General features: G+C 62.5%; 25 protein-coding genes. 14 read left to right on the top strand and 11 right to left on the bottom strand.

Annotated elements, in window-relative coordinates:
- Positions 1-2 precede the first annotated feature (2 nt).
- The 4 genes from ACIP6G_RS10775 to ACIP6G_RS10760 are packed head-to-tail and all read right to left on the bottom strand — an operon-like array spanning position 3 to position 1,659.
- Positions 3-554 (bottom strand): DUF6286 domain-containing protein, encoded by a 552-nt coding sequence (locus tag ACIP6G_RS10775; RefSeq protein ID WP_105656416.1) that lies wholly within the window; start codon positions 552-554, stop codon positions 3-5.
- Positions 551-922 carry an Asp23/Gls24 family envelope stress response protein gene (locus ACIP6G_RS10770; protein WP_146112224.1) on the bottom strand — a complete coding sequence of 124 codons (372 nt, stop codon included), beginning with the start codon at positions 920-922 and terminating at the stop codon, positions 551-553. The genes ACIP6G_RS10775 and ACIP6G_RS10770 overlap by 4 nt, the downstream gene beginning before the upstream one ends.
- A 5-nt stretch (positions 923-927) precedes the next feature.
- The gene (locus ACIP6G_RS10765) at positions 928-1,104 is read right to left on the bottom strand and encodes a hypothetical protein (protein ID WP_181148776.1); all 177 of its coding nucleotides are present in this window, start codon (positions 1,102-1,104) and stop codon (positions 928-930) included.
- Between the two features lie 24 nt (positions 1,105-1,128).
- A complete protein-coding gene (locus ACIP6G_RS10760; protein ID WP_286134072.1) occupies positions 1,129-1,659 on the bottom strand; it encodes an Asp23/Gls24 family envelope stress response protein in 531 nt (176 codons plus the stop codon).
- A 98-nt stretch (positions 1,660-1,757) separates the two neighbouring features.
- On the opposite strand from ACIP6G_RS10760, the gene ACIP6G_RS10755 reads away from it, so the two are divergent.
- Complete coding sequence (locus ACIP6G_RS10755; protein WP_400289979.1) at positions 1,758-2,300, top strand: RNA polymerase sigma factor; 543 nt, start codon at positions 1,758-1,760, stop codon at positions 2,298-2,300.
- On the top strand, positions 2,297-2,872 hold the full coding sequence (locus ACIP6G_RS10750; protein ID WP_400289978.1) for a hypothetical protein: 576 nt from the start codon (positions 2,297-2,299) through the stop codon (positions 2,870-2,872). Before ACIP6G_RS10755 ends, ACIP6G_RS10750 begins: the two co-directional genes overlap by 4 nt.
- Here the strand turns inward: ACIP6G_RS10750 and ACIP6G_RS10745 are convergent.
- The gene (locus tag ACIP6G_RS10745) at positions 2,869-4,104 is read right to left on the bottom strand and encodes an MFS transporter (RefSeq protein ID WP_400289976.1); all 1,236 of its coding nucleotides are present in this window, start codon (positions 4,102-4,104) and stop codon (positions 2,869-2,871) included. The genes ACIP6G_RS10750 and ACIP6G_RS10745 overlap by 4 nt on opposite strands.
- Positions 4,105-4,504: 400 nt before the next feature.
- Complete coding sequence (locus ACIP6G_RS10740; protein WP_400289974.1) at positions 4,505-5,287, bottom strand: carbonic anhydrase; 783 nt, start codon at positions 5,285-5,287, stop codon at positions 4,505-4,507.
- A gap of 270 nt (positions 5,288-5,557) precedes the next feature.
- On the opposite strand from ACIP6G_RS10740, the gene ACIP6G_RS10735 reads away from it, so the two are divergent.
- From ACIP6G_RS10735 to ACIP6G_RS10705, 7 genes are all read left to right on the top strand, one after another.
- Positions 5,558-6,193 carry a TetR/AcrR family transcriptional regulator gene (locus ACIP6G_RS10735; RefSeq protein ID WP_105656422.1) on the top strand — a complete coding sequence of 212 codons (636 nt, stop codon included), beginning with the start codon at positions 5,558-5,560 and terminating at the stop codon, positions 6,191-6,193.
- A 4-nt stretch (positions 6,194-6,197) separates the two neighbouring features.
- A complete protein-coding gene (locus tag ACIP6G_RS10730) occupies positions 6,198-7,802 on the top strand; it encodes a carboxyl transferase domain-containing protein (RefSeq protein WP_105662308.1) in 1,605 nt (534 codons plus the stop codon).
- A gap of 15 nt (positions 7,803-7,817) precedes the next feature.
- Entirely contained in the window at positions 7,818-9,866 is a 2,049-nt protein-coding gene (locus ACIP6G_RS10725; protein WP_105662307.1) for a biotin carboxylase N-terminal domain-containing protein, read from the top strand.
- Positions 9,863-10,387 carry a MaoC family dehydratase gene (locus ACIP6G_RS10720; RefSeq protein WP_105662306.1) on the top strand — a complete coding sequence of 175 codons (525 nt, stop codon included), beginning with the start codon at positions 9,863-9,865 and terminating at the stop codon, positions 10,385-10,387. The genes ACIP6G_RS10725 and ACIP6G_RS10720 overlap by 4 nt, the downstream gene beginning before the upstream one ends.
- Positions 10,380-11,180: a CoA ester lyase gene (locus tag ACIP6G_RS10715; protein WP_181149072.1), complete on the top strand. Its 801-nt coding sequence runs from the start codon at positions 10,380-10,382 to the stop codon at positions 11,178-11,180. The genes ACIP6G_RS10720 and ACIP6G_RS10715 overlap by 8 nt, the downstream gene beginning before the upstream one ends.
- A gap of 66 nt (positions 11,181-11,246) precedes the next feature.
- A complete protein-coding gene (locus tag ACIP6G_RS10710; RefSeq protein WP_105662305.1) occupies positions 11,247-11,750 on the top strand; it encodes a hypothetical protein in 504 nt (167 codons plus the stop codon).
- A 180-nt stretch (positions 11,751-11,930) separates the two neighbouring features.
- Complete coding sequence (locus tag ACIP6G_RS10705) at positions 11,931-13,232, top strand: MFS transporter (RefSeq protein WP_105662304.1); 1,302 nt, start codon at positions 11,931-11,933, stop codon at positions 13,230-13,232.
- Positions 13,233-13,324: 92 nt separating this feature from the next.
- Here the strand turns inward: ACIP6G_RS10705 and ACIP6G_RS10700 are convergent, their stop codons facing one another.
- The gene (locus tag ACIP6G_RS10700; protein WP_105656428.1) at positions 13,325-13,762 is read right to left on the bottom strand and encodes a DUF6069 family protein; all 438 of its coding nucleotides are present in this window, start codon (positions 13,760-13,762) and stop codon (positions 13,325-13,327) included.
- 98 nt (positions 13,763-13,860) lie between these two features.
- The gene (locus tag ACIP6G_RS10695; protein WP_400289970.1) at positions 13,861-14,271 is read right to left on the bottom strand and encodes a DUF6069 family protein; all 411 of its coding nucleotides are present in this window, start codon (positions 14,269-14,271) and stop codon (positions 13,861-13,863) included.
- A 786-nt stretch (positions 14,272-15,057) separates the two neighbouring features.
- On the opposite strand from ACIP6G_RS10695, the gene ACIP6G_RS10690 reads away from it, so the two are divergent.
- Together ACIP6G_RS10690 and ACIP6G_RS10685 are read left to right on the top strand one after the other, a co-directional pair.
- Positions 15,058-15,303, top strand: coding sequence for a hypothetical protein (locus ACIP6G_RS10690; protein ID WP_105656430.1), 246 nt, complete (start codon positions 15,058-15,060; stop codon positions 15,301-15,303).
- A gap of 79 nt (positions 15,304-15,382) precedes the next feature.
- Entirely contained in the window at positions 15,383-15,853 is a 471-nt protein-coding gene (locus tag ACIP6G_RS10685) for a hypothetical protein (RefSeq protein ID WP_105662303.1), read from the top strand.
- Positions 15,854-16,022: 169 nt separating this feature from the next.
- On the opposite strand, the gene ACIP6G_RS10680 is transcribed toward ACIP6G_RS10685, so the two are convergent.
- On the bottom strand, positions 16,023-16,349 hold the full coding sequence (locus ACIP6G_RS10680; protein WP_400290094.1) for a DUF202 domain-containing protein: 327 nt from the start codon (positions 16,347-16,349) through the stop codon (positions 16,023-16,025).
- Positions 16,349-16,732 (bottom strand): YidH family protein, encoded by a 384-nt coding sequence (locus ACIP6G_RS10675; RefSeq protein ID WP_105656433.1) that lies wholly within the window; start codon positions 16,730-16,732, stop codon positions 16,349-16,351. The genes ACIP6G_RS10680 and ACIP6G_RS10675 overlap by 1 nt, the downstream gene beginning before the upstream one ends.
- A gap of 149 nt (positions 16,733-16,881) precedes the next feature.
- Between ACIP6G_RS10675 and ACIP6G_RS10670 the strand changes: the two genes are divergently transcribed.
- Positions 16,882-17,928, top strand: coding sequence for an MBL fold metallo-hydrolase (locus tag ACIP6G_RS10670; protein WP_400289967.1), 1,047 nt, complete (start codon positions 16,882-16,884; stop codon positions 17,926-17,928).
- Entirely contained in the window at positions 17,925-19,274 is a 1,350-nt protein-coding gene (locus ACIP6G_RS10665) for an MFS transporter (protein ID WP_400289965.1), read from the top strand. The genes ACIP6G_RS10670 and ACIP6G_RS10665 overlap by 4 nt, the downstream gene beginning before the upstream one ends.
- Before the next feature lie 44 nt (positions 19,275-19,318).
- On the opposite strand, the gene ACIP6G_RS10660 is transcribed toward ACIP6G_RS10665, so the two are convergent.
- Positions 19,319-20,236, bottom strand: a complete 918-nt coding sequence (locus tag ACIP6G_RS10660; RefSeq protein ID WP_105656436.1) for a LysR substrate-binding domain-containing protein — start codon at positions 20,234-20,236, stop codon at positions 19,319-19,321.
- A gap of 145 nt (positions 20,237-20,381) precedes the next feature.
- Here ACIP6G_RS10660 and ACIP6G_RS10655 point away from each other — a divergent pair, with 145 nt between their 5' ends.
- Complete coding sequence (locus tag ACIP6G_RS10655) at positions 20,382-21,422, top strand: MBL fold metallo-hydrolase (protein ID WP_400289964.1); 1,041 nt, start codon at positions 20,382-20,384, stop codon at positions 21,420-21,422.
- Positions 21,423-21,506: the final 84 nt, after the last annotated feature.

Here is a 21,506-nt window from a genome sequence, read left to right as displayed (position 1 = left end):
TTCTAGTTTCCCCCTCGGCGTTGCACTGAGACCTTGACCTTGGGAGCGCGTTGCAATGGCAACCCGTCGATCACGCGCTGCGCCCGCGCCTGCGCGTTTTCCCGCACGCGCTGAACCGAGTGGGCTGGAGTCTGCACGGTAACCTGGACCAGGGCCGGGCTGGTTTTCACGCTTGCGCGGGTCACCGAATCGGTTCGCTCGACCTCATGCCCCACCAAGGTTGATATTCCACGGCATGAGATTGCCTGTTCCGACCCCGCTGAAGGATCATCGGTAGTCAGCAGGATGCTCTGCCGGGGCCCTGGAATGAGCGCGCTGAGCAACAGCAGCAGACCGAGCACCGCAAGAACCACCATGGCGATCACTGCCAGGTTGTCATTGAAGCGCAAGTTGCTGACCGCGTTAATGCCCTGCTGGGCAAAACCGGGCCATTGTCCGCTGGTCAAACGCAGCAGGCAGGATAGCGCCAGGAGAATGCTCGTGGCCAACACGACGATGAAGCTGATCATCAAGGCCAGGGTGCGGGCACTGCGAACGTGCCAGAACCTGCTCATCGCAGCCTCCTGTTGCTAGTTCCTTCATCCGGCGTTGACATCCAGCTCACCCGTATATCGGTTTGCACCTGCTCAACGCCCAGATACTTGCGCAGATCAGCCGCAACCATGTTCCGCACGTCTTCGCAGGCTTGCTGGACATTGCTCGGATAGCTCAATCCAAGGTCCAAATCGACCACCACTGCACTTCCAAGCACCTCGGCCTTGGCCTTGGGCCGGCTGTCAAAATCCTTGTACTTGCCCAGCCCCAGGATCCCACCCGCGGCAGAGCCGACAACTGGCACCTTATAGGCTGCTTGGGCAGCGATTTTTGAATAGACGGCCGTGTTCACCGTGGTGCTTCCACGGCTAGAGGACAGCTCTGCCATCTGCTTCACCGCCGACGTTTGCTGAACACTTGGCCGAGGTCAACCCTGTCCTGCAAAAGCCATCCGACTCCAGCGCCGATGATGGCAAAGAATGCCACCACCACGAACTGCGTGAATGATCCGAAGGCAATCAGCAATCCGGCTAGGCAGCCGATGGCCAAACCCCACTTGACGTGTAACATGTTCTGCTCCTTAGATGAGGACAGTTATTTCAGGCCATCGCGGGGCTCGGCGTCATCGTCATCGTCTTCCGGCAGGTGCACGTCGGTGACTTCAATGTTTACCTCGATGACTTCCAGACCGGTGGCGCGTTCAACCTGGGCGATGATATTCGAACGGATCTCGTTGGAGACCTCAACGATCGAGAACCCGTAGGAAACAACGATCGACACGTCGATGGCGGTCTGCTGCTCGCCCTTTTCGACGCTCACGCCTCCGGCCGCGTTGGCTTGGGCACCGGGGATGCGTTCGGCCAGCGAGTTGAAGGTCCGGCGGGCGGCGTTGCCCATGGCGTATACGCCGGAAACTTCGCGGGTGGCGATGCTGGCAATCTTCTGGACCACACGGTCTTCGATGGTCGTCTTGCCCAGTTCGGTGTGCAGCGGACCGCGCAGCTCTTCGTGGACCGGCGTGTCATTTGCGGCCTTTGCCTTGGCCTGGCGTTCCAGCTCTTCGCCGGTTGGCTTGATGATTGGCCCTTGTGAATCGCGTTGCACCATGATGGTCTCCTCATTCATTGAACGGATATTTCTGTGCCTTACACTCATACAGACGAGAGCTACAGATTAATCCTCACACATTATGAGTGTGATATAGATCACTTAAGGAGGGGTGTTTGGAACCGACCCGGTTGACCGTGCTTGTTGGTCGTTCGATGGAGGGGGACCCCGAGGCCTTCGGCGAACTCGTCACCGCTCTGACACCCGGCCTGCGCCAATACTGCAAGACTTTTTTCAGCAGCTGGCACGATGCGGAGGATGCCACCCAGGATGCCTGGATCCGCGCGTGGCAGTCATTGGGCTCGCTGCGCGAACGTGCCGCGTTCAAGACTTGGCTCTACCGCATGGCACGAAATATTTGTCTTGATCGCATCCGCCAGCGTGCCAATGACCAGCAAACCGTGGATGATGAAGTGCTAGAGCAAAGCCCAGTCCCTGACCGTGAATTGCCAGAAAACGTCGCCGTGCAACGCGGCGAGATTGCCGATGCCTGGCAGATCATCAACGGATTGCCTTCGGCGCTTCGCCAGGCGTTCGTACTGGTCGCGCTCCAAGGCATGAGCTATAAGGAAGCGGCCCTGGTGACCAACGTTTCAGAATCAACTGTGCGAGGGCGACTCGCACGGGCACGCAATGCAATCAGCGAGGCGGTGTCATGAAAACCCTTCCCTGCGGACGTACTACCGAAGACGTTTTGCTGAACCTGGATGAACCTGCAGATCTGCACGAATTGCAGTGCCGGTGGTGCCACGCCGAACGGCAGCGGCTCAAGGACCAGAACGGATTCATCACCCAACTGCTGCACAGCTCGACCCCGGAGCACCAGCCTGAAGCATTCTCGCAGCGAATATTGGGCAAAATAGCCGAGCACTCGCCATTCCAGCGGATGTGGGATGTGCAAGATGCGGGCACGGGACTGGCCAAACGCGTATCGTCCCTGGAATTAATCAAGGCGATTCGAGCGGCATTTTCCGAGTCGCCGACATCGCAATTGAACTACACGGAGATCAAGGCGACTGACACGCAGATTCCCCACCTTAACTGGAGGGTGCAATGCCATGTCAGCATGGCTGGGGATAGTTCGGTTCAGGTTATCGAGCAGCAAGTCCTTGACTATGTTCGCTGTGCCATCAGCCCGTTGATCAGCTGGAGGGAACTGGTAGTTAATCTGGTCATTGAAGACCTGCACGGAGAAGCCATCGAGTCCATCACGCTTCAGGGCGAAAACTAGCTACGGCTTCCTTGCTCCCCTGTTCCATCGCTCCGCGGGTTTTTTCCACGCAGCACTGGCGAGCAAGCAAGCACCACAAGTCCAGCAATGGGGAACACCATCAGGGCCATGCGCAACCCGAAGTTCTCGGCAAGGAAACCCACTTGCGGCGGGGAGAACAAGAAGCCCAATCGCATGAGCCAGGAGACGATGCTCAGCCCAGTTCCCGGAGGCAGGCCGGGCAGCTTGTCGGCCTGGTCCATCACCGCCGGGACCAGGGTTGCCGAGCCGAATCCAGCCGCGGCAAATCCCAGCAGCGTGCCTGGAACCGTGGGGAAGAACAACGCCAGACCCATACCGATTGCTATCAGCGCTCCCCCGAACTGGGCCATGCCGCGTTGGCCAAAGCGGTTAACCATGCCATCGCCGAGAATTCGGCCAATGAACTGGGCCCCGACCAGAGCGATGAACCCGCTGGCCGCCAGCGCCGCTGGCGCCCCCAGCTGGCCAAGATACAGCGTGGACCACGAATTCCCGGCGTCTTCAACCATCACGCCGGCTACGGAGATCAAGACCAGGGCGCTCATCATCAGCAGCAGCCGTCCGCGGGATCCTGCTGGGGCCGCGGCCCGGGCGGTTCCGGGTGCAGGTGGTGCAACAGGTTCTATGACCGCCAGTTCGGCGGATCGAGGCAGGCAGAATTTCAGGGCAGTCAGTGCCACCGCGGCGAAGAGCACCATCGATATGCCCAAATGCACTGGCAATGCCAAGTTCATCTGGATCGCTCCGGCGGCCATCAAACCGCCGATCACCGCTCCGACAGACCACAATGCGTGGAAGGAATTCAGTATCGAACGCCCATAGCGCCGTTGCACCACCAGCCCGTGCGCGTTCTGCCCGACATCCGTAATCGAATCCATGGCGCCGCCCAGGGCAAAAGCCAGCACGACCAAGACCACGCCCGGCGCGCTGCCGGCGGCCAGCAAGGCAGCACCGGTAACTATCGTGCCCACGACGGCAACCTGCGCGGAACCAAAACGGCGCACCAGCGCACCTGCAGCTAACCCTGCAAGGATTGCCCCAACAGGCCATGCGGTGACCAGCAAGCCGTAGCCGGCGGTGTCCAATTCCAGTTCCCGCTTCAGCTCGGGAAGGCGCGGCGCCATATTGGCAAAGAGTGCTCCGTTTGTGAGGAACAGGGCCGCGACTGCAGCGCGGGCGCGGGAGTTGACGCTGGATTCGCTGGCTGCCATGGGGCCTTTCACTGCATGTGCATGCGGATTCTTCACGGGGAATGCTTCACTAGCATCCAGCGTCGAGAGTACCAGTGCACCTGCTGGCAAATCCCGAAACCGTGCCGAAAGGCCCGGGAATGGGTGTTTTGCGTCTGACCAGCTGCATCAGGATAGCGGCGAGCTGGCCATCCGCCGGTATTCGCGTTTCGGCTGCAACCTTGGAAGCCCAGCTGGTCCAGCAGCTGGATCGCCCCGTTCGCCAGATGCCCTGCCGCCGTGGAGCCTGCGCTCAGCGTGGCCATAGGCATTGTCAATATCGTAGAAACAACCTCAGCGAGGGTGCGAGTGATGATCGCAGAAGTTCCCGCCGGTTCCACCGGCGGGAACTTCTGGTTAATTCGCAACCGGAAAATCGGAGCTAGCCATCGAGCCAGCGCACTTCTCCGCTGTCCAGGTCGTAGACAGCTGCCACCACCCGGGTCCGCTTTTCTTGCACTGCCTCGCGAATGATGGCAGATCGCTCCAGTAGCTGCTCGGTGACGGCACGGGCATTGGCCTGCACCACTTGGTCCACCTCTTCGCTACCCGAACCTTCAACTTTTGCCCTGCGGGCAACAGGAGCAATCTGTTCAGCGAAGTCGACCATCTCGCCGGGCAATTGCGGATTCTTGGCATCTTCTTCCATTGCCTTCAAGGTGCCCGCCACCGCACCACAGGCCGTATGGCCGAGGATCACCAGCAACGGGACCGAATAGGGACTGGAAACAGCGAATTCCATGCTGCCAACCAAGGTGTCATCGAGCACTCCGCCGGCGGTCCGGGTGACGAACAGGTCTCCGATCCCCTGGTCGAACAGGAGCTCGGGGGTCACGCGGGAATCCACGCAGCCGTGGATCAGGGCGAAGGGGTTCTGGTGCTCGGCCTGCTCGCTGCGCCGTTCGGTTGCTTGATTGGGGCGTTCTGGCATGCCGTCGGCGTAGCGCTGGTTCCCGGCGCGCAGTACCTGCAGCACTTCATCGGGGGTCTGCGGGGGTCCGGCGAGGTTTGCCCTGTCCGCGTCCGGGGCCTGCGGTGATGCGCAGGCTGCCAGTCCAGCCAGGGCAATGAGCCCGGAGGCACCGGCGAGCAGGCCGCGGCGCGACGGTCCGGCTGGGGTTGGGTTTTGGCGGTTGAGGAAACGTGGTTCAGGTTGCGGCATCATGCCTTCCAGTGGCGTCTGATCAGCTGCCCAGCAGAATTAACTAGAGCTTGACAGTAAATAACGTCAAGCAGTCTAGTGTTTTGCATTTGATTCATAAATAGCAAACGTCATATTTCGGCCCCTTTTAACGTGAGCGTTGCATGAGGTGCGGATGGCAGCGCCACTCGGTCTCCCCGTCCGCGGAAGATGGTGATTGACACCACACTTTTTCTTCGGTTGGATGGAAGCAGTCAATCGATTGATTGGCTCTTGAGTCACAGGGTGGTGTCCATGGAACTGGGAAAGGTCCAGCAAGCAGCCGTAGCCTGCTTTGCCCAGCGCGGTTTCGCCGCCACCGGCATCCGCGAACTAGGCAGTGCCGTAGGACTGAACTCGGCGACCCTCTACCATTACGTCGGCGGCAAGGAAGACCTGCTGGTGGGCATCATGAACGACTGCCTGGCCGCCATGATCTCCGGCGCCGAGCAGGCGCTGGCCGGCAGCAAGGACCCGGTACGCCAGCTCGCGTTGCTCGTGGCCTTCCACGTGGGGTTCACCGCCACCAATCCCAGCACCGCACGTGTCACCGAATACGAGATGCGCGCGCTATCGGCCAAGGCCCGCGAGCAGATGCAGGAACTGCGCGACGCCTACGAGCAGCTCTTCGCCGACGCGCTTCAGGCCGGCGAGCGCCAGGGCAGCTTCAGCACCGTGGACCTGGGCATCGCCCGCTTGGCACTGATGGAAATGGGGACCGGTGTCTCGCACTGGTACCGCAAGGACGGCCGGCTCACACTGGCCCAAGTGCAGTTGAACTTCATTTCCCTGGCCATGCGCATCCTGGCCGTGCCCGACGAATTCCCGTTGCCTGCGCAGCAGCTGCCCGTACCCCGGGTGATCGCCAGCGAACCGACCAGCAAGGACTGACTTCGTGAAGACCCTCTCCTCCCACTTGAATCCCGAGCAGTTCGAGCGCAACGCCGCCGACCAGGCACCACTGCTGGCCGAACTGCACGAACGGCTCGAACGCGCTGCGCGCGGCGGCTCCGAGAAGTCCCGGCAGCGCCATGTGGATCGCGGCAAGCTGCTGCCCCGCGAACGCGTAGACGCGCTGCTGGACGACGGCTCGCCCTTCCTGGAAATCGCACCGCTGGCCGCCGAGGACATGTATGACGGCGCCAGCCCCGGCGCCGGAATGATCGCCGGCATCGGCCTGGTGCACGGCCGCCACGTGCTGGTCATCGCCAACGACGCCACCGTCAAGGGCGGCACCTACTTCCCGATGACGGTCAAGAAGCATCTGCGCGCCCAGGAAATCGCGCTGGAGAACAGCCTGCCCTGCATCTACCTGGTGGATTCGGGCGGGGCGTTCCTGCCCATGCAGGACGAGGTCTTCCCGGACCGCGAGCACTTCGGGCGCATCTTCTACAACCAGGCGCAGCTCTCCGCGAAGAAGATCCCGCAGCTGGCTGCGGTGCTCGGTTCCTGCACCGCCGGCGGCGCCTACGTTCCGGCAATGAGCGACGAGACGGTCATCGTGCGCAACCAGGGCACCATCTTCCTGGGCGGCCCGCCGCTGGTGAAGGCCGCCATCGGGGAGATCGTCACCGCCGAGGAGCTGGGCGGCGGCGACCTGCACGCCAAGACCTCGGGCGTGGTGGACCACCTGGCCGAGAACGACGAGCACGCGCTGATGATCATCCGCGATATCGTCTCCACCCTGCCGGCCAACCCGGCCCCCGCCTGGAGTATCGAAAGCCAGGTCGTCGAGCCGCTCTACCCGGGCAGTGAACTGGCCGGGGTGGTGCCGGTGGATGTCAACGCGCCCTACGACGTGCACGAGATCATTGCCCGCATCGTCGATGCCAGCGAGTTCCACGAATTCAAGGCCGACTACGGCACCACCCTGGTCACCGGCTTCGCGCAGATCCACGGGCACCGGGTAGGCATCATCGCCAACAACGGCGTGCTGTTCTCCGAGTCCGCGATGAAGGGCGCGCACTTCATCGAGCTGTGCGACCAGCGCGGCATCCCGCTGCTCTTCTTGCAGAACCTCGCCGGATTCATGGTGGGCCGCGACTACGAGGCGGACGGCATCGCCAAGCACGGGGCCAAGATGGTCACCGCCGTGGCCACCGCCCGGGTGCCCAAGCTGACGGTGGTCATCGGCGGCTCCTTCGGCGCCGGCAACTACTCGATGTGCGGCCGGGCCTACTCCCCGCGCTTCTTGTGGATGTGGCCGGCCGCGCGCATCTCGGTGATGGGCGGGGCCCAGGCCGCCTCGGTGCTCTCCACGGTCAAGCGCGACGGAATCGAGGCGGGCGGCGGCAACTGGAGCGCCGAGGAGGAGGAATCGTTCAAGGCCCCGATCCGCGAGCAGTACGAAACCCAGGGAAACCCCTACTATTCCACCGCCAGATTATGGGACGACGGGGTCATCGACCCGGCAGATACCCGCCGGGTGCTCGGCCTGGCCCTGGATGTCTGCGCCCGCCAGCCGCTGCCGGAGACCAGCTTCGGCCTCTTCCGGATGTAGTACGAGGAAAACACCATGACTACGAAGCTCTTTGACACTGTCCTGATCGCCAACCGCGGAGAAATCGCGGTGCGCATCATCCGTACCCTGCGGGCGCTGGGCATCGAATCGGTCGCCGTCTACTCCGATGCCGATGCCGGGGCGCTGCATGTGTCCGAAGCCGATCGCGCGGTGCGCATCGGTGCGGCTGCGGCCAATGAAAGCTACCTGGATATTGACGCGGTGATCGCCGCCTGCCGGCACACCGGTGCCCAGGCGGTGCACCCCGGCTACGGGTTCCTCTCCGAGAACGTGGACTTCGCCCGGGCGCTGGAAGCTGCCGGCATCACCTTTATCGGCCCGCCGGTGAACTCCATCAATCTCATGGGCGACAAGATCCGTTCCAAGAACCATGTCCTCTCCCACCAGGTGCCGGTGGTTCCCGGCATCGCCGAACCCGGCCTGGGCGATCAGCAGCTGCTCGCCGCCGCCGCGGACGTCGGCTTCCCGCTGCTGATCAAGCCTTCGGCCGGCGGCGGCGGCAAGGGCATGTTCGCCGTGGAATCCGCCGCAGAACTGACCGAAGCACTGGCCAGCGCCCGGCGCACCGCACGCAATGCCTTCGGCGATGACACCCTGTTCCTCGAGCGGCTGGTACGCAATCCACGCCATATCGAGGTGCAGATCCTGGCCGATGCGCACGGGAACACCGTGCACCTGGGCGAACGCGAATGCTCCTTGCAGCGCCGCCACCAGAAGGTCATCGAGGAAGCCCCGGCTCCGCTGTTCGAGAATCTGGAGCACGGCGCGGCGATCCGCGAGCGCATTGGCGCCGCCGCGGTGGCCGCTGCGCAATCGGTGGGCTACGTCGGCGCCGGAACTGTCGAGTTCCTGGTGAGCGACCAGAACCCCGACGAATTCTTCTTCATGGAAATGAATACCCGCTTGCAGGTGGAGCACCCGGTCACCGAGGAAGTCGTGCGGGTGAACGGCGCAAAGCTGGATCTGGTCCAGTGGCAGGTGCGCATCGCGGCCGGACAGCCACTGGACTTCACCCAGGACCAGGTGGCATTGGAAGGCCATGCCATCGAGGCCCGGCTCTACGCCGAAGACCCGTCCTCCGGCTTCCTGCCCTCGGTGGGCACCGTGCTGCACGTGCGCGAGCCGGAGAATGTCCGGGTGGATTCCTCGCTGCGCGACGGCCTGGAGATCAGCGCCCACTACGATCCGATGCTTTCCAAGCTCATCGCCTGGGGCCCGGATCGCACCGAGGCGCTGGCCCGCTTGGATAAGGCACTAGCCGGCACCGTGGTGCTGGGCGTGCTGACCAACAGCGAATACCTGCGGCTGCTGCTGGCCGACGAGGATGTGGCCGCCGGGGCCCTGGACACCAACCTGATCGAGCGGAAGATGGACCAGTTCGCCTTCCGCCAGGTCGGGGCCCGCGAACTGGCACTGGCAGCGCATCTGGAGGATCGGCGCATTCCAGCCGCGAATACCCCGTGGGGCCTGCGCGACGGATGGCGGGCCCAGCATCGCCGGGCCAGCATCGGGCACTTCGACGTCGAGGCCGCCGAGGGCAGGACCGCGTTGCTCAGGGACCCCGATTCGAGCCGGGTGCGCGTGGGCGCCGAAGAATTCACCGTGCGGCAGGAACCGGATGGAACCCTGTCCGTCAACGGCCAGCGCACAGCACTACAGCATGCCTTCGCCGCCGATGGCACGCTGTGGCTGTGCGAGGAAGGCTGGACCGCGGCGGTGCGCAAGCTGCCCCGCGAAGAAGTCCTCGAACGCCAGCTGGCCACCATCGCCAAGCAATCCGGGACCTTCTCCCCGCATGTCCTCTCGCCCATGCCCGGCACCGTGATCAACGTGCAGGCGGCCGATGGCGATGCGGTCGCCGAAGGCCAGCTGCTGCTGAGCATCGAAGCGATGAAGATGGAGCACCAGCTCTTCTCCCCCGCGGACGGCATCGTGCGCATGACCGGGTTGAAGACCGGGGATCTGGTCAAGGCCAAGCAGGTCGTGGCCACCGTGGAAGCAACCCAGCCAACCGAAGCACAGCATCAGGAGCAGGACGCATGAGCGAGCAAACCCACAAACGTGTCGAGCAGCGCGGCCTCTACTTCGATGAGCTGCAGCTGGGGGCCACCTACGTGCACAAGCCCGGGCGCACCCTGACCGAAGCGGATAACGTCGCGTTCACGACGATGACCATGAACAACCAGGGACTGCACCTGGACGCGGCATGGGCATCCACCCAGCCCTTCGGCAAGCCGCTGGTCAACTCCCTGCTCACCCTGAGCACCATGATTGGGCAGTCGGTGGGCCAGCTGACCGAGGGCACCATCGTGGGGCAGCTGGGCATCAATGACGTGCGCTTCCCGCACCCGATGTTCCACGGCGATACCCTCTACACCGAAACCGAGATCACCGCACTGCGCGAATCCAAGTCCCGCCCCGGGCAGGGCCTGGCGTCCATGACGCACACCGGCCGCAACCAGCACGGCGACATCGTGACCACCGCAAACCGCACCTGCCTGATGTGGACCAGGCAAGCACACCAAGATTCGATGCAGGCCAAGGGAGGAAAAGCTGATGACTGAGTTCCTGATGGGCCCTTCCCTGCTGTTCTGCCCGGCCGACCGGCCCGAGCGCTACGCCAAGGCGGCACAGCGTGCCGATGCGGTCATCATCGATCTGGAAGACGCTGTGGCTGCCGGGAACAAGGACGCGGCCCGCCGCGCCTTGCTGGATACGCCGCTGGATCCCGCGCGGGTCATCGTGCGCGTGAACCCGGTCGATAGCGAGCACTTCGCCAAGGACCTGGCAGCGCTGGGGCAAACGGCCTACCGCACCGTGATGCTGCCCAAGTGCGAATCGGCGGCGCAGCCGGCCGCGCTGGCAGGCTACGACGTGCTGGCACTGTGCGAAACCGCCAAGGGCATCACCAATGCCTCGGACATTGCCGGGGCGCAGAATGTCGTCGCGCTGATGTGGGGCGCCGAAGACCTGATCGCCTCGCTCGGCGGCACATCCTCGCGCGGCCACGATGGCAGCTACCGCGAGGTGGCACGGTTCGCGCGGTCGCAGGTGCTGCTGCATGCGGTGGCCAACGGCAAGGCCGCAATTGATTCCGTGTACCTCGATATTCCAGATCTCAAAGGCCTGGGCGAGGAGTCCCGCGATGCCAAGGCCTCGGGATTCGCCGCGAAAGCCTCGATCCACCCGAACCAGATGCCGGTCATTCGCGAGGCGTTCGCACCGACCGAAGCAGAACGGGAACGTGCCCGGCGGATCCTCGACGCCGCGGAGGCGAATCCCGGAGTTTTCGCTTTCGAAGGGCAGATGGTCGATGAGCCGCTGCTGCGCCAGGCCCGGGCCACCTTGGGCAGATAAGCTGTTTCCCGCCATGGGCTACAGTGTGTAGCAATGACCGCCGACAGCTGGCCAACGGAGGTTCAAATGCCTGTCGTGAAGAAACCCGGAGCCGATACCCTGGTGTATTTCTGGTTTGCGGTGGGGTTGGCCGTGCTCGGCATGGTCATCCAGCAAATCGGCGCCGTCATGATGCTCAACGGCTCGCTGGAGCTGAACGTCCTTGAAGTGACCACGCTTCACCTGGTCGCCTGGGGCTGCTATGCCGGATCGGCCATCTTCACCATCGTGGTCATGCACAAGGCCCTGGCCATGCTGATTTATCTCGTGCACCATCGTCGTCCGCTGCCGCCACGCAGGATGCCGGTCATCCGCGATGCCCCGGTGACGGCCCAAACCGCCGAGGCAGCCGCAACAGGCCAAGCCTCCGCTGCCCCATCGGCCATGGCCGATCCGCTGGACCAGGACGAACCGCCTTCCGGGGCCAAACTAAAAACCTTTCCGCGGCAGGCGCTGGGTGCGCCGGCCCCGCAGGACCGGCACCCTCGCAGCCGGCGCCAGAACCCCAGCAACGGCAACGACCCCGCATAGCGAATAAGCAGAGCCGATCAGGCGCAAAAACTGAGTCTGCCGCGCTTCGCCATGCACAGCTAATCCCGGCGAGGCAATGCGCTCCACCTGTTTCGGACATCAATATTTGTTCTTCGCACGTCACGAACTCCAACGCCTGTTAGCGCCGGTGCAATGCTTAAAGCAACACCCAGAAGGAGCATGCGATTGAACTCCCCGAAGCCATTGCGGATCCATCGAGCCTGGCTGGTCGCCATCGTGACCACGCTGGCGCTAGTCGCCACGGCGGCGTTCCGCTCGACCACCGGCGCGTTCTTTGAACCACTTGAATCCGAATTCGGCTGGCTCCGCTCCCAGTTATCGACCGCGGTGACCATCAACCTGGTGGTCTACGGCCTGGCAGCTCCTTTCGCCGCGACTTTGCTGGAACGGTATTCCATGCGCAAGGTGGCTGCCATCGCTCTGGCATTGGTGGCCTCCGGAGCCGGATTGTCCGTGTTCATCAGCCAGATCTGGCAGTTGTGGGCGCTCTGGGGTGTGCTGGTTGGACTGGGCACCGGGGCGATGGCGTTGGTTTTCGGTTCTGTGGTTGCCAACCGCTGGTTCTGCGAACGGCGCGGCCTGGTGATGGGCATCTTCTCTGGCGCGAATGCCGCCGGCCAGCTGGTGTTCCTGCCAAGCATTGTGCTGATCATCGAGCAGTACTCATGGAGGGCCGCGGCTCTGGTTGTTGCGGTCTTCGCGGTGCTGATCATCCCGTTGCTGCGCTGGCCCTTCGCCAATTCCCCTGCCGAAGCCGGTGTACTGCCTTACGGCGGGGCCGGAGCTGCAGCCGCGCCGGCATCCGGAACGCAGCAGGGTTCGATGGCTGCCGCGACTCTCAAGGCCCTGTTCGCGGCCTCACGCTACCCGGCATTCTGGGTCTTGGCGATGACCTTCTGGATCTGCGGATGGTCTACCAACGGGCTGGTGCAGACGCACTTCATCCCTGCGGCGCACGACCATGGCATGCCGGCAACGACCGCTTCCGGGTTGCTGGCGCTGGTTGGCATTTTCGATATCCTCGGCACGGTGCTCTCCGGGTGGCTGACCGACCGTGTACGCCCGTGGCTGCTGCTTGCGGTGTACTACGCGTTGCGCGGACTGTCCCTGATGTTCCTGCACTCGCTGATGGGTCCAACCGTCGAGCCGCTGATGTGGATCTTCATTGTCTTCTACGGTTTGGACTGGGTGGCCACCGTGCCTCCTACCGTGGTGCTCTGCCGCCAGTACTTCGGTCCGGTTAGAGCCACCGTGGTCTTCGGCTGGGTCTTCGCCTTCCACATGATCGGCGCCGGCGCCGGCTCGCTGACCGCAGGGCTGTCGCGGGAAACCACCGGCAGCTACCTGGCCGCGTGGATTACCGCTGCGGTGCTGTGCCTTGCGGCAGCCGTCAGCCTGCTGTTCTTGCCGCGCATGCGCAAAGCCTACGAGCATCCTCAGCTCGAGAAAGTTGGGGTGTAGCCCGAATCAGCACCAGCAGCTCTCACGGCTTAACGGAAAACCTCGCAGAACAGATCATTGCTGATCGCTCTGCGAGGTTTTGCTTTTCGTGCTTAGACGAGCGCTACGTCCTTGGAAGGAACGTGGAGCTCCTTGTTGCCGTAGTGCACCGAGAAGAACCAGCCGATACCGGTCACGATATGGATCAGGGACAGGCCCACAGCGGTAGCGGCATCTGCTGCGTTCATGATCGGGAAAACGATCGAGACTACCGCGATGAGCAAGCCAGCCCACTGCGCGATCTTGCAAATGCCCTTGTTTGCCCGTCCGATCAGGAAGACCACCAGGCCGAAGAACAGAATCGGGATCAACGTGAACTGCAACAGGTGGTCAAAGGCGACAACATCAGTTGAATTAGGACCAATCCGGCGGGATGCCCCAGCGGCGCCAGACAGGAAGAAAATGATGACATTCAGGTAGCTGGTACCCAGCGCACCGATAATCACCTGAATGAAATTGAATGGGCTATTGGGTTGTCCCTGAGACGTCATGGCACTCCTAGAATTGTTGATAGTTCGCAACTATTCTATTCCCGAGTGCCTGTGCCACGGCTCTCAGAAGCCCGTGAGAACCGCGACACTTAGCAGGGCTATAGGTTTTCCAGGGCCGCGATCTCGTTGAACTTCCTATTCGAGTAGTTCACCGCGATATACCAAGACGCTGCAACAACCAGGTGCATAATCGCCAGGGTCAGCGCGGTCCCCCAGTCCTCGGCGAAGAACCACTGCACCACCGCTGAGGTCAAGACGGCGGCAACCCCGACCCACTGGGCGATGCGGCAGAAGCCCGGCTTGGCCCGGCCGATCAAGAAGGTCAGGAAGCCGAGAATGAGAATGGGCAGGGCAGTGAATCGCACGATGTGGATGAAATCCAGGTTCCGGAATAAGCCGCCGGAGTACTCCATGTATGCGCCGATAACCCTGGCAACAAAATAGGCCAAGGTGCTAAGCCCCATGGCTCCGAAAGCCGCAATAACCACCTGGGCGAAATTGAACGGCATCTTGAATCTAGCGTCAGCCTGCATCGCGAATCATCCCCTTTTACAGCGAATTCGAGCTGGACCGGTATTTTCACTGTACGCGCATTCCCGCCCGTTGGACCCCGAACTCCGGAACATTCAAGATCGGGCCCCGCATTAGCCGATGGCGGTTTCCGCTGGCCTCCCGCGCCATGGCCCGGACCGCGACAGGGTGACGCCCCTCGGCAACACAAGCCGTTGCAGCCGCGGGCACCCTTCGTCGCTTCACTTGGCCATTTTCCGGTCCACAACCGGGAAACCGGAGTAGACTGGAATTGGATCTAACTTCCGTAGAAATGCCGTCATCGGAAGCACTTCCTACCGGCGTAGAGCTTTTGTGCCCTCCTCATTGCCGAGGACGGCGTTCAGATTAACGCAGCAGTGTTGAACCGGGATCTTTATCGAGGCGGCTCGAATTAACTGCCCGCTTCCTTGCGTTTCTCCCATTTGCCCGATAAGGGTTGCCCGCCAGGAACGAATCACAGTTTTGCTCCAGCAGCCCACAGACCGGTTCGGTCCGCTAGTGGCGAATCATGCAACCAGCACAGCCGGACAATACCTTTGAAGCCGACAGTGCAAAACGGCAGTACGCGCACAACTGCCGCGGTCCCCGCGATGCCCAACTCAAGAAATGGTACGGCGTTTCCCGTGGAACCGGCCTTGAACTGCAGCACCGAGGGCAGAGCACGGCAATAAAAACGACTATGCAGCAACGGAGGGAATGTCATGGACAAGCCGAACAGCTGTCCGAGGTGCTACAGAAATACCTTGGTTGAAACAGAAACCCGTCGATTCGTCGATGATCAAAACCAGCTCAAGAGATGGGACAACGAAGGCGGCCACGAAGCTGGCCAGCGCCAGGACATGCTGGTAACGATGCGTGAAGTGCTCTGGACCTGCACCTCATGCGGATGGCGCAAGGTTGCCTACAGTTCGCAAGAACCACTACAGGGACCAGAGCGCCGCGTGGACATCTTGCCTGCTACGGGCCAAGCAACCCTACGGCAAGCCTAGCTGAGCTGGCGCCAGGCGCTGCTGCCCACGGCAGAGCACCCTGGTCGCCGGCATGGAACGGACATGGAAAGGAAAAGCCATGATGGACTTCTCCCGCACTCTTGGCAAGAAGCACCAGCCGCTGAAGATAGGCCCGGTGCTCATGAACTCTCTGCCGGGAACTTTGCTCAGCGACAAGGCGCCCGGCGCGTACCGGGTTGCCGCCGTTTTCAACCGCCAGCCCGCAGCCGAGGAAACAGAGTTCTTGACCAGCGATTTCATGCGCGGCCAACTCGATGCCGCCGGCTACCCTGATGCCGTTCTGAGCGCAGCTAACCGAAGATTGGAAATTTCCAACACCTCCCTGGAACAACTGCGTGACGGATTGGCAGCATTAATTGCCCGGGAGCTGGCTCTCGCCGGAAAGAAGTTCGAGGCTGATAGGGACGAAAGAAATTCCCGGTTCCACAAGGATATCGATGCGGAGTCACAGCGTTATGCAGCGGTGCAAAAGCTCGCGGAATCGGTAGCATTCAGCTCCGCGGAGATTCTCGAGCTCCATGGGCCCTGACCCTTCGGTAAATCCGGGTCCCAGCACCGGTACAGCTAGAGCGCCTGGACTGGCTGCACCGGCCCGGGCATTCGCAATAGGGCCGGAACAGCACTCGCGCCGCGCCTGCAACTCCTCTGGCCGCTACTGCCGCAGCCTCGATAAACCTGCGCCTGGCGAGCACCCGGAACTAGGCGCCGAGCACAAGGATGATCGCGCAAGCGCCTAGAGCCAGCAGCACCGCTGTTGTCAGCAGCACGGCGAGAACATCCGCGCTGACGCGTTCAGCCTTCACGCCTTGCGCCATTTTCCGGTACCGCGCACGCTGCGAGAACAGGATGCCCATAGCCATCGATGAGGACACCGCGATCAGCAAGATCATGCCCATCCCGTAGTGCGGAAGCCAGCGCAGGAAGACCGCGGAAACCACGAGAAATGAAACCATTGTCCGGTTCCACGCGAAGACGGTGCGCTCTGGCTGCAACCCCGGGTCGCTGATCTCGATGGGCTCTTTCATCACGAGCTGAGGGACCAGAAAATCATGGCGATCGCTGCCAGTGAGGCCACCACGGCACCGAATGCCAGCAGCGGGACAATGGCGGGAATCGGCAACGGCCTGCCGGTGCGCATGCTGCGTTCCACGCGGACCCAGCGCACGGCTGCACCGGCAGCAATCAGGATGCCGACGCCGATCACCAGCACCGCCAGCCAGGTGCGAACTGGCGACGGGAAGGCCTCTGCGGCGAAGGCCTCCAGCGCTGTGCCGCCCGCGAGGAAGGCTAGCGAAGTTCGAATCCAGGCCAAGAAGGTGCGCTCGTTGGCCAGCGTGAAGCGCGGGTCAGGCTCACTGCCCCGTGGCAATATCCAGCGTGAAAGCCGGCTGCGATCTTGCTCGGACATGACCCTCCTTGGCTTGCGTCGATGCTATGAGCATACCGAACCTATTATCGGCTAAACCTATTTAGTTGGTTGATAAAAACAGTTTTACGAATGTGATCCAACGCATAAGAATTGAATGCAGCACTTGAACCAAAGAAAGGGCGCATTCCATGGCCTCCACCAATCTCAATCCCCACGTCGTTACGCTGGGCACCGCCGGCGGACCCCGCTGGTGGACCGGCGAGAACGCCGGCAAGCGGGCGGGAATTTCCACCGCCGTAGTCGTGGGCGAAAGCGTCTACCTGGTGGATGCCGGAACCGGCGTGGGCAACCAGCTGATGAAAGCCGGCTTCACCCCTGCGAACCTTCGCGGCATCTTCCTCACGCACTTGCACTCCGATCACACCATCGACCTGGCTTCGCTGTCCATCTTCGGAATGTTCACCCTGCCAGCGGGCAAGGCTCCGATTTCCATCATCGGCCCGGGCGACCGCGGCGCCCTGCCGCCTGCCTCCCCGCGCGCAGTGACCGCCCCGCAGCCGGTCTTCGCGCAGAACCCGACCCCGGGCACTGCCTCGATGTTCGACCACCTGATGCAGGCCTACGCCACGGACCTGAATGACCGCGTGATCGACGCCCTGCGCCCCTCCCCGCTGGACCACTTCATCGCCTCGGACATCGAGATTCCGGCCGGCACCGGGTACCACCCCAACGAGAACCCGACACCGAAGGGCTTCGCGCCGTTCGAGATCTACCGCGACGAGCTGGTCACGGTGACCGCAACACTGGTCAAGCACCCGCCGATCGCTCCGGCCTTCGCCTTCCGCTTCGATACCGCTGAAGGCTCGGTGGCCATTTCCGGAGACACCGCGCCCTGCCAGAACCTGGTGGCCCTGGCGAAGGATACCGACCTGCTGCTTCATGAGGCCATCGACTTCGACTGGGTGCAACGCGCCTACGGTTCGGTTGGCACCTTGGAAGCCCAGGCTTCGATGGACCACCACCGCGCCTCGCACACCTCGCCGGAGCAGGCGATCGAGATCGCGCACCAGGCCGGGGCGCGCACCCTGGCCCTGCACCATCTGGTCCCCGGAACTACGCCTTTGCAGGTCTGGGAAGCCCACGCCGCGAAATTCTCCGGCGACTACCTAGTGCCCAGCGACCTGGACACGATATCCTTTTCCCGCGTCAACAGTGAAATGGCGGCAGTACGATGAGCAGCACCTTGAATAATGGCAACGGCGTGGAGGCACAGGCGTTGGTTCCCTCGCTGAAATCACCGCAGATGCGCCGGATCCTGGCTTCCAGCTTCATCGGCAGCGCAATCGAATTCTACGATTTCATCCTCTACGCCACCGCGGCCTCGCTGGTCTTCAACAAGGTCTTCTTCGTGGGCCTGACCCCGGGCGTAGCCATCTTCGCTTCCTTTGCCACCTTGGCCGTGGGATATCTGGCCCGACCGCTGGGCGGCATCGTGTTCGGCCACTTCGGCGACAAGATCGGCCGCAAGGGCGTGCTGATCACCTCAATGGCGATGATGGGCGGTGCCTCGACACTGATCGGCCTGCTTCCTCCCACCGCGCAGATCGGCATGTTGGCCCCGATCGCGCTGATCATCTTGCGCATCGTCCAGGGCCTGGCCGTGGGCGGCGAATGGGGCGGGGCCATGCTGATGGCACTGGAGCACGCGCCGAAGGAGCACCGCGGCTTCGCGGCGAGCTTCGCGAACATGGGCGGCCCGGCCGGCGCCGTGATGGCCACGTTGGCAGTCTCGGCCGTCTCGCTCATGCCCAATGAGCAGTTCCTGGCCTGGGGCTGGCGCATTCCGTTCCTGATCAGCATCGCGTTGGTGGGCATCGGGCTGGTCATCCGGCTGAAGGTCACCGAGTCCCCGCTGTTCCTCGCGTTGGAAAACAAGGCAGAAGAGCGCAAGACCCCCTTCATGGAGGTCATCACCAAGTACCCGAAGTCCGTCATCCGCGGAACCTTGGTGGGCATGAGCTCCTACACGGTGCAGGGCCTGATGACCGTCTGGGCCATCTCCTACGTGGTCGAGGAAGTCGGCATGGACCGCACTGCGGTGCTGAACATCAAGGCCATTGGCGCCGCGTTGACCGTGGTGGGCATCTGGGTTTCATCGCGCTATTCAGACAAGCTGGGCCGCCGCCCGGTCATGATGGTCGGCATCCTCGCCGGCGCCGTGGCTGCCCTGCCGATCATGTGGATGCTGGAACTGGGCCAGCTGTGGCTGTTCGCCATCGCGCTGTTCGTGGCCAACGGCATCATCCAGGCCTTCATCTTCGGGCCGTTCGGCGCGTTCACCGCGGAGCTGTTCCCAACCCGCATCCGCTACACCGGCGCTTCGCTGGTCTACCAGCTCTCCTCCACCGTGGGCGCGGGTTTCACCCCGATGATCGTTGCAGGCCTGGTGCTGCTGGGCGGCGGATCGCTGTGGATCGCCGGAGCCGTTTGGGCCGCCGCGTTCATCGTCGCCGCCCTGGCCATGCGCGGCATCAAGGAAGGCCGCGACGCCGACCTCGAGGCCGAGGAAATGAGCCACTAGCCTCCCGACTGGCTGGAGCGCAGGCCGGTTGGAACCTACGGGTTCTAACCGGCCTTGCGCTCTTTCTCGGCTCCGGCTTCCTCGCAGAAATCCAAGAACGCGCGCAGCCGCAAGCTAGGGCGGTCCGAAGCGGTGTAGGCCACGCAGATATCGCTCACGCCAACCTCGCCCTCGATCTCCAATACCGACAGCGGCAAGCCGTCGTAGCTCAGGTTGACCGGCGGGCGCTGCACCAGAACGGTATAGCCCAAACCCCGAGCCACCATCCCGCGCACCGCCTCGAAGCTCTGCGAACTCCACCGCACCTTGGGGTCCAAGCCCGACATGCGAAGATTCACCAGCTGGTTATCGCGCACCGTGGGGATGTCCAGGGAGACGAAGTCGTCGTCGGCCAGTTCGCTCAAGGCGACGGAGGTGCGATCGGCCAGCCGGTGATTGCCTCCCACCAGCACATAGGGCCGGCCCGACATCACCGTACGCGAAGAGACCTGCGGCAGCAGGTGGCGGGTATGGGTGAGCACCGCATCCAGGTGGCCCTTGAGCATGCGCTCCTGCAGGTCGGCCCCGTCCCCCTCCACGAGGGTGACCTGCAAGTCCGGGTGCACATTGGTGAAGCGTTCGCAGATCACCGGGATCCAGAAAGCGGCCAGCGAGGAATAGCAGCCGATCACCAAAGGGCCGGAGAGCTTGGTCTGGCGTTCGACAATCTGGTCCTGCACTTCTTCGGCATGGCGCACCAGGGCCCGCGAGTCCAGCAGGAAGTCGGTGCCGACAGCCGTGAGCACCACGCCCCGGGCACGTCTGCGCACCAGCAGCTGCGAGCCGACGGCGCGTTCCAGCTCGTCCATGGACTGGGACATGGCTGCCTGGGAAATATGGCACTGCTTCGCTGCGGCGGAGATGGAGCCGAGTTCAGCGACGGCGACGAAGTACTGCAGCTGGCGCAGGGTGTAGTTGATCACCCGCCCAGTCTAGCCAGCGGGCAGCGGACCGCTGCCCACTAGAAAATGTTATGAGGCGAATAATCTATTATTCCTTGACTACTTCATTGCCTCCGCGGATGATGGCATCAGCTTGCCGATGAAATAACCCGTCTACAGGAGACAGATGAAGCCAGTGATGAAGACCGGAATGCATGCAGTGGCGCTTGGAACTGCTGGCGGCCCGCTATTGAGGCCGGATCCAGGAACCGGTCACCGTCGCGGAATTTCTACCGCGATCGTTGTGGACGGCCACGCTTACTTGGTGGATTGCGGCCATGGCGTCGGTTTGGGCCTGGCTGAGATCGGGATTCACCCCACTGCCCTGCGCGGAATTTTCATTACCCATCAGCATTCAGACCACGTCATTGACCTGAATTCTGTCATGGTCCTGGGCGGCCTTGGGTTCCGCGGCACCGAGGGTCGGCAGGTTCCTGTTTTCGGACCGGGTGATCGAGGAGTGCTGCCCTCAATGCAGACAGCGGCCGAAGAGCCGGAAGCCATATTTCCGCAGTCGCCCACACCCGGGACCAACGCCATGGTCAACTTGCTGCTGCGCGCTCATGCGACAGATCTCAACGATCGCCGACGGGATTCGGCGGCACCTGATATTTCGGATATTTTCCATGGCGTAGATATCGAGATTCCCGCCGGCACAGGCTTCCACCCCAACCACAACAACCATCCGGACATGGAGCCTTTCGAAATATACGCTGATCGGCATGTAAAAATTAGCGCTATCCTGGTCCAGCACCAACCTATCGCTCCGGCATTCGCATTCCGCTTTGATTCGAGATATGGATCGGTCGTGGTTTCCGGCGATACAGCGCCAAGCACAAATCTTGCGCGCCTGTCCCAAGGCTGCGACTTGCTGTTCCATGAAGCTATTGATCTGGAGGCCATCGCTCGTAGCTACCGGCATGCTTCATCCTCCGAACTGGAAGCGAGCATGGGACATCATCGGCGCGCGCACACCACCGCAGAAGACGCAGGTCGAATCGCCCAGCGGGCTGGAGCACGGAACTTGGCGCTGCATCATTTGGTTCCCGCTGGATCTGGAATGGAAGTTTGGCAGCGGGCTTTGAAACAGTTCTCTGGCGGCCTCCTCGTGCCCCGCGACTTGGATATCTTCCATATCGCAAGTGGCACGGTTACCCAGGTGCGCTAGGGCCAAGGCCGGCAGCTATCCGTCAGGCGACTGGAACGATGGTCGATCAATTGCCCCGGGCCGACGACCACGAGCCCAGCACCG

This window comes from Glutamicibacter sp. NPDC088483 (genome assembly GCF_044753145.1).
GTDB lineage: Bacteria > Actinomycetota > Actinomycetes > Actinomycetales > Micrococcaceae > Glutamicibacter.
This window is presented reverse-complemented; position numbering and strand designations above follow the sequence as displayed.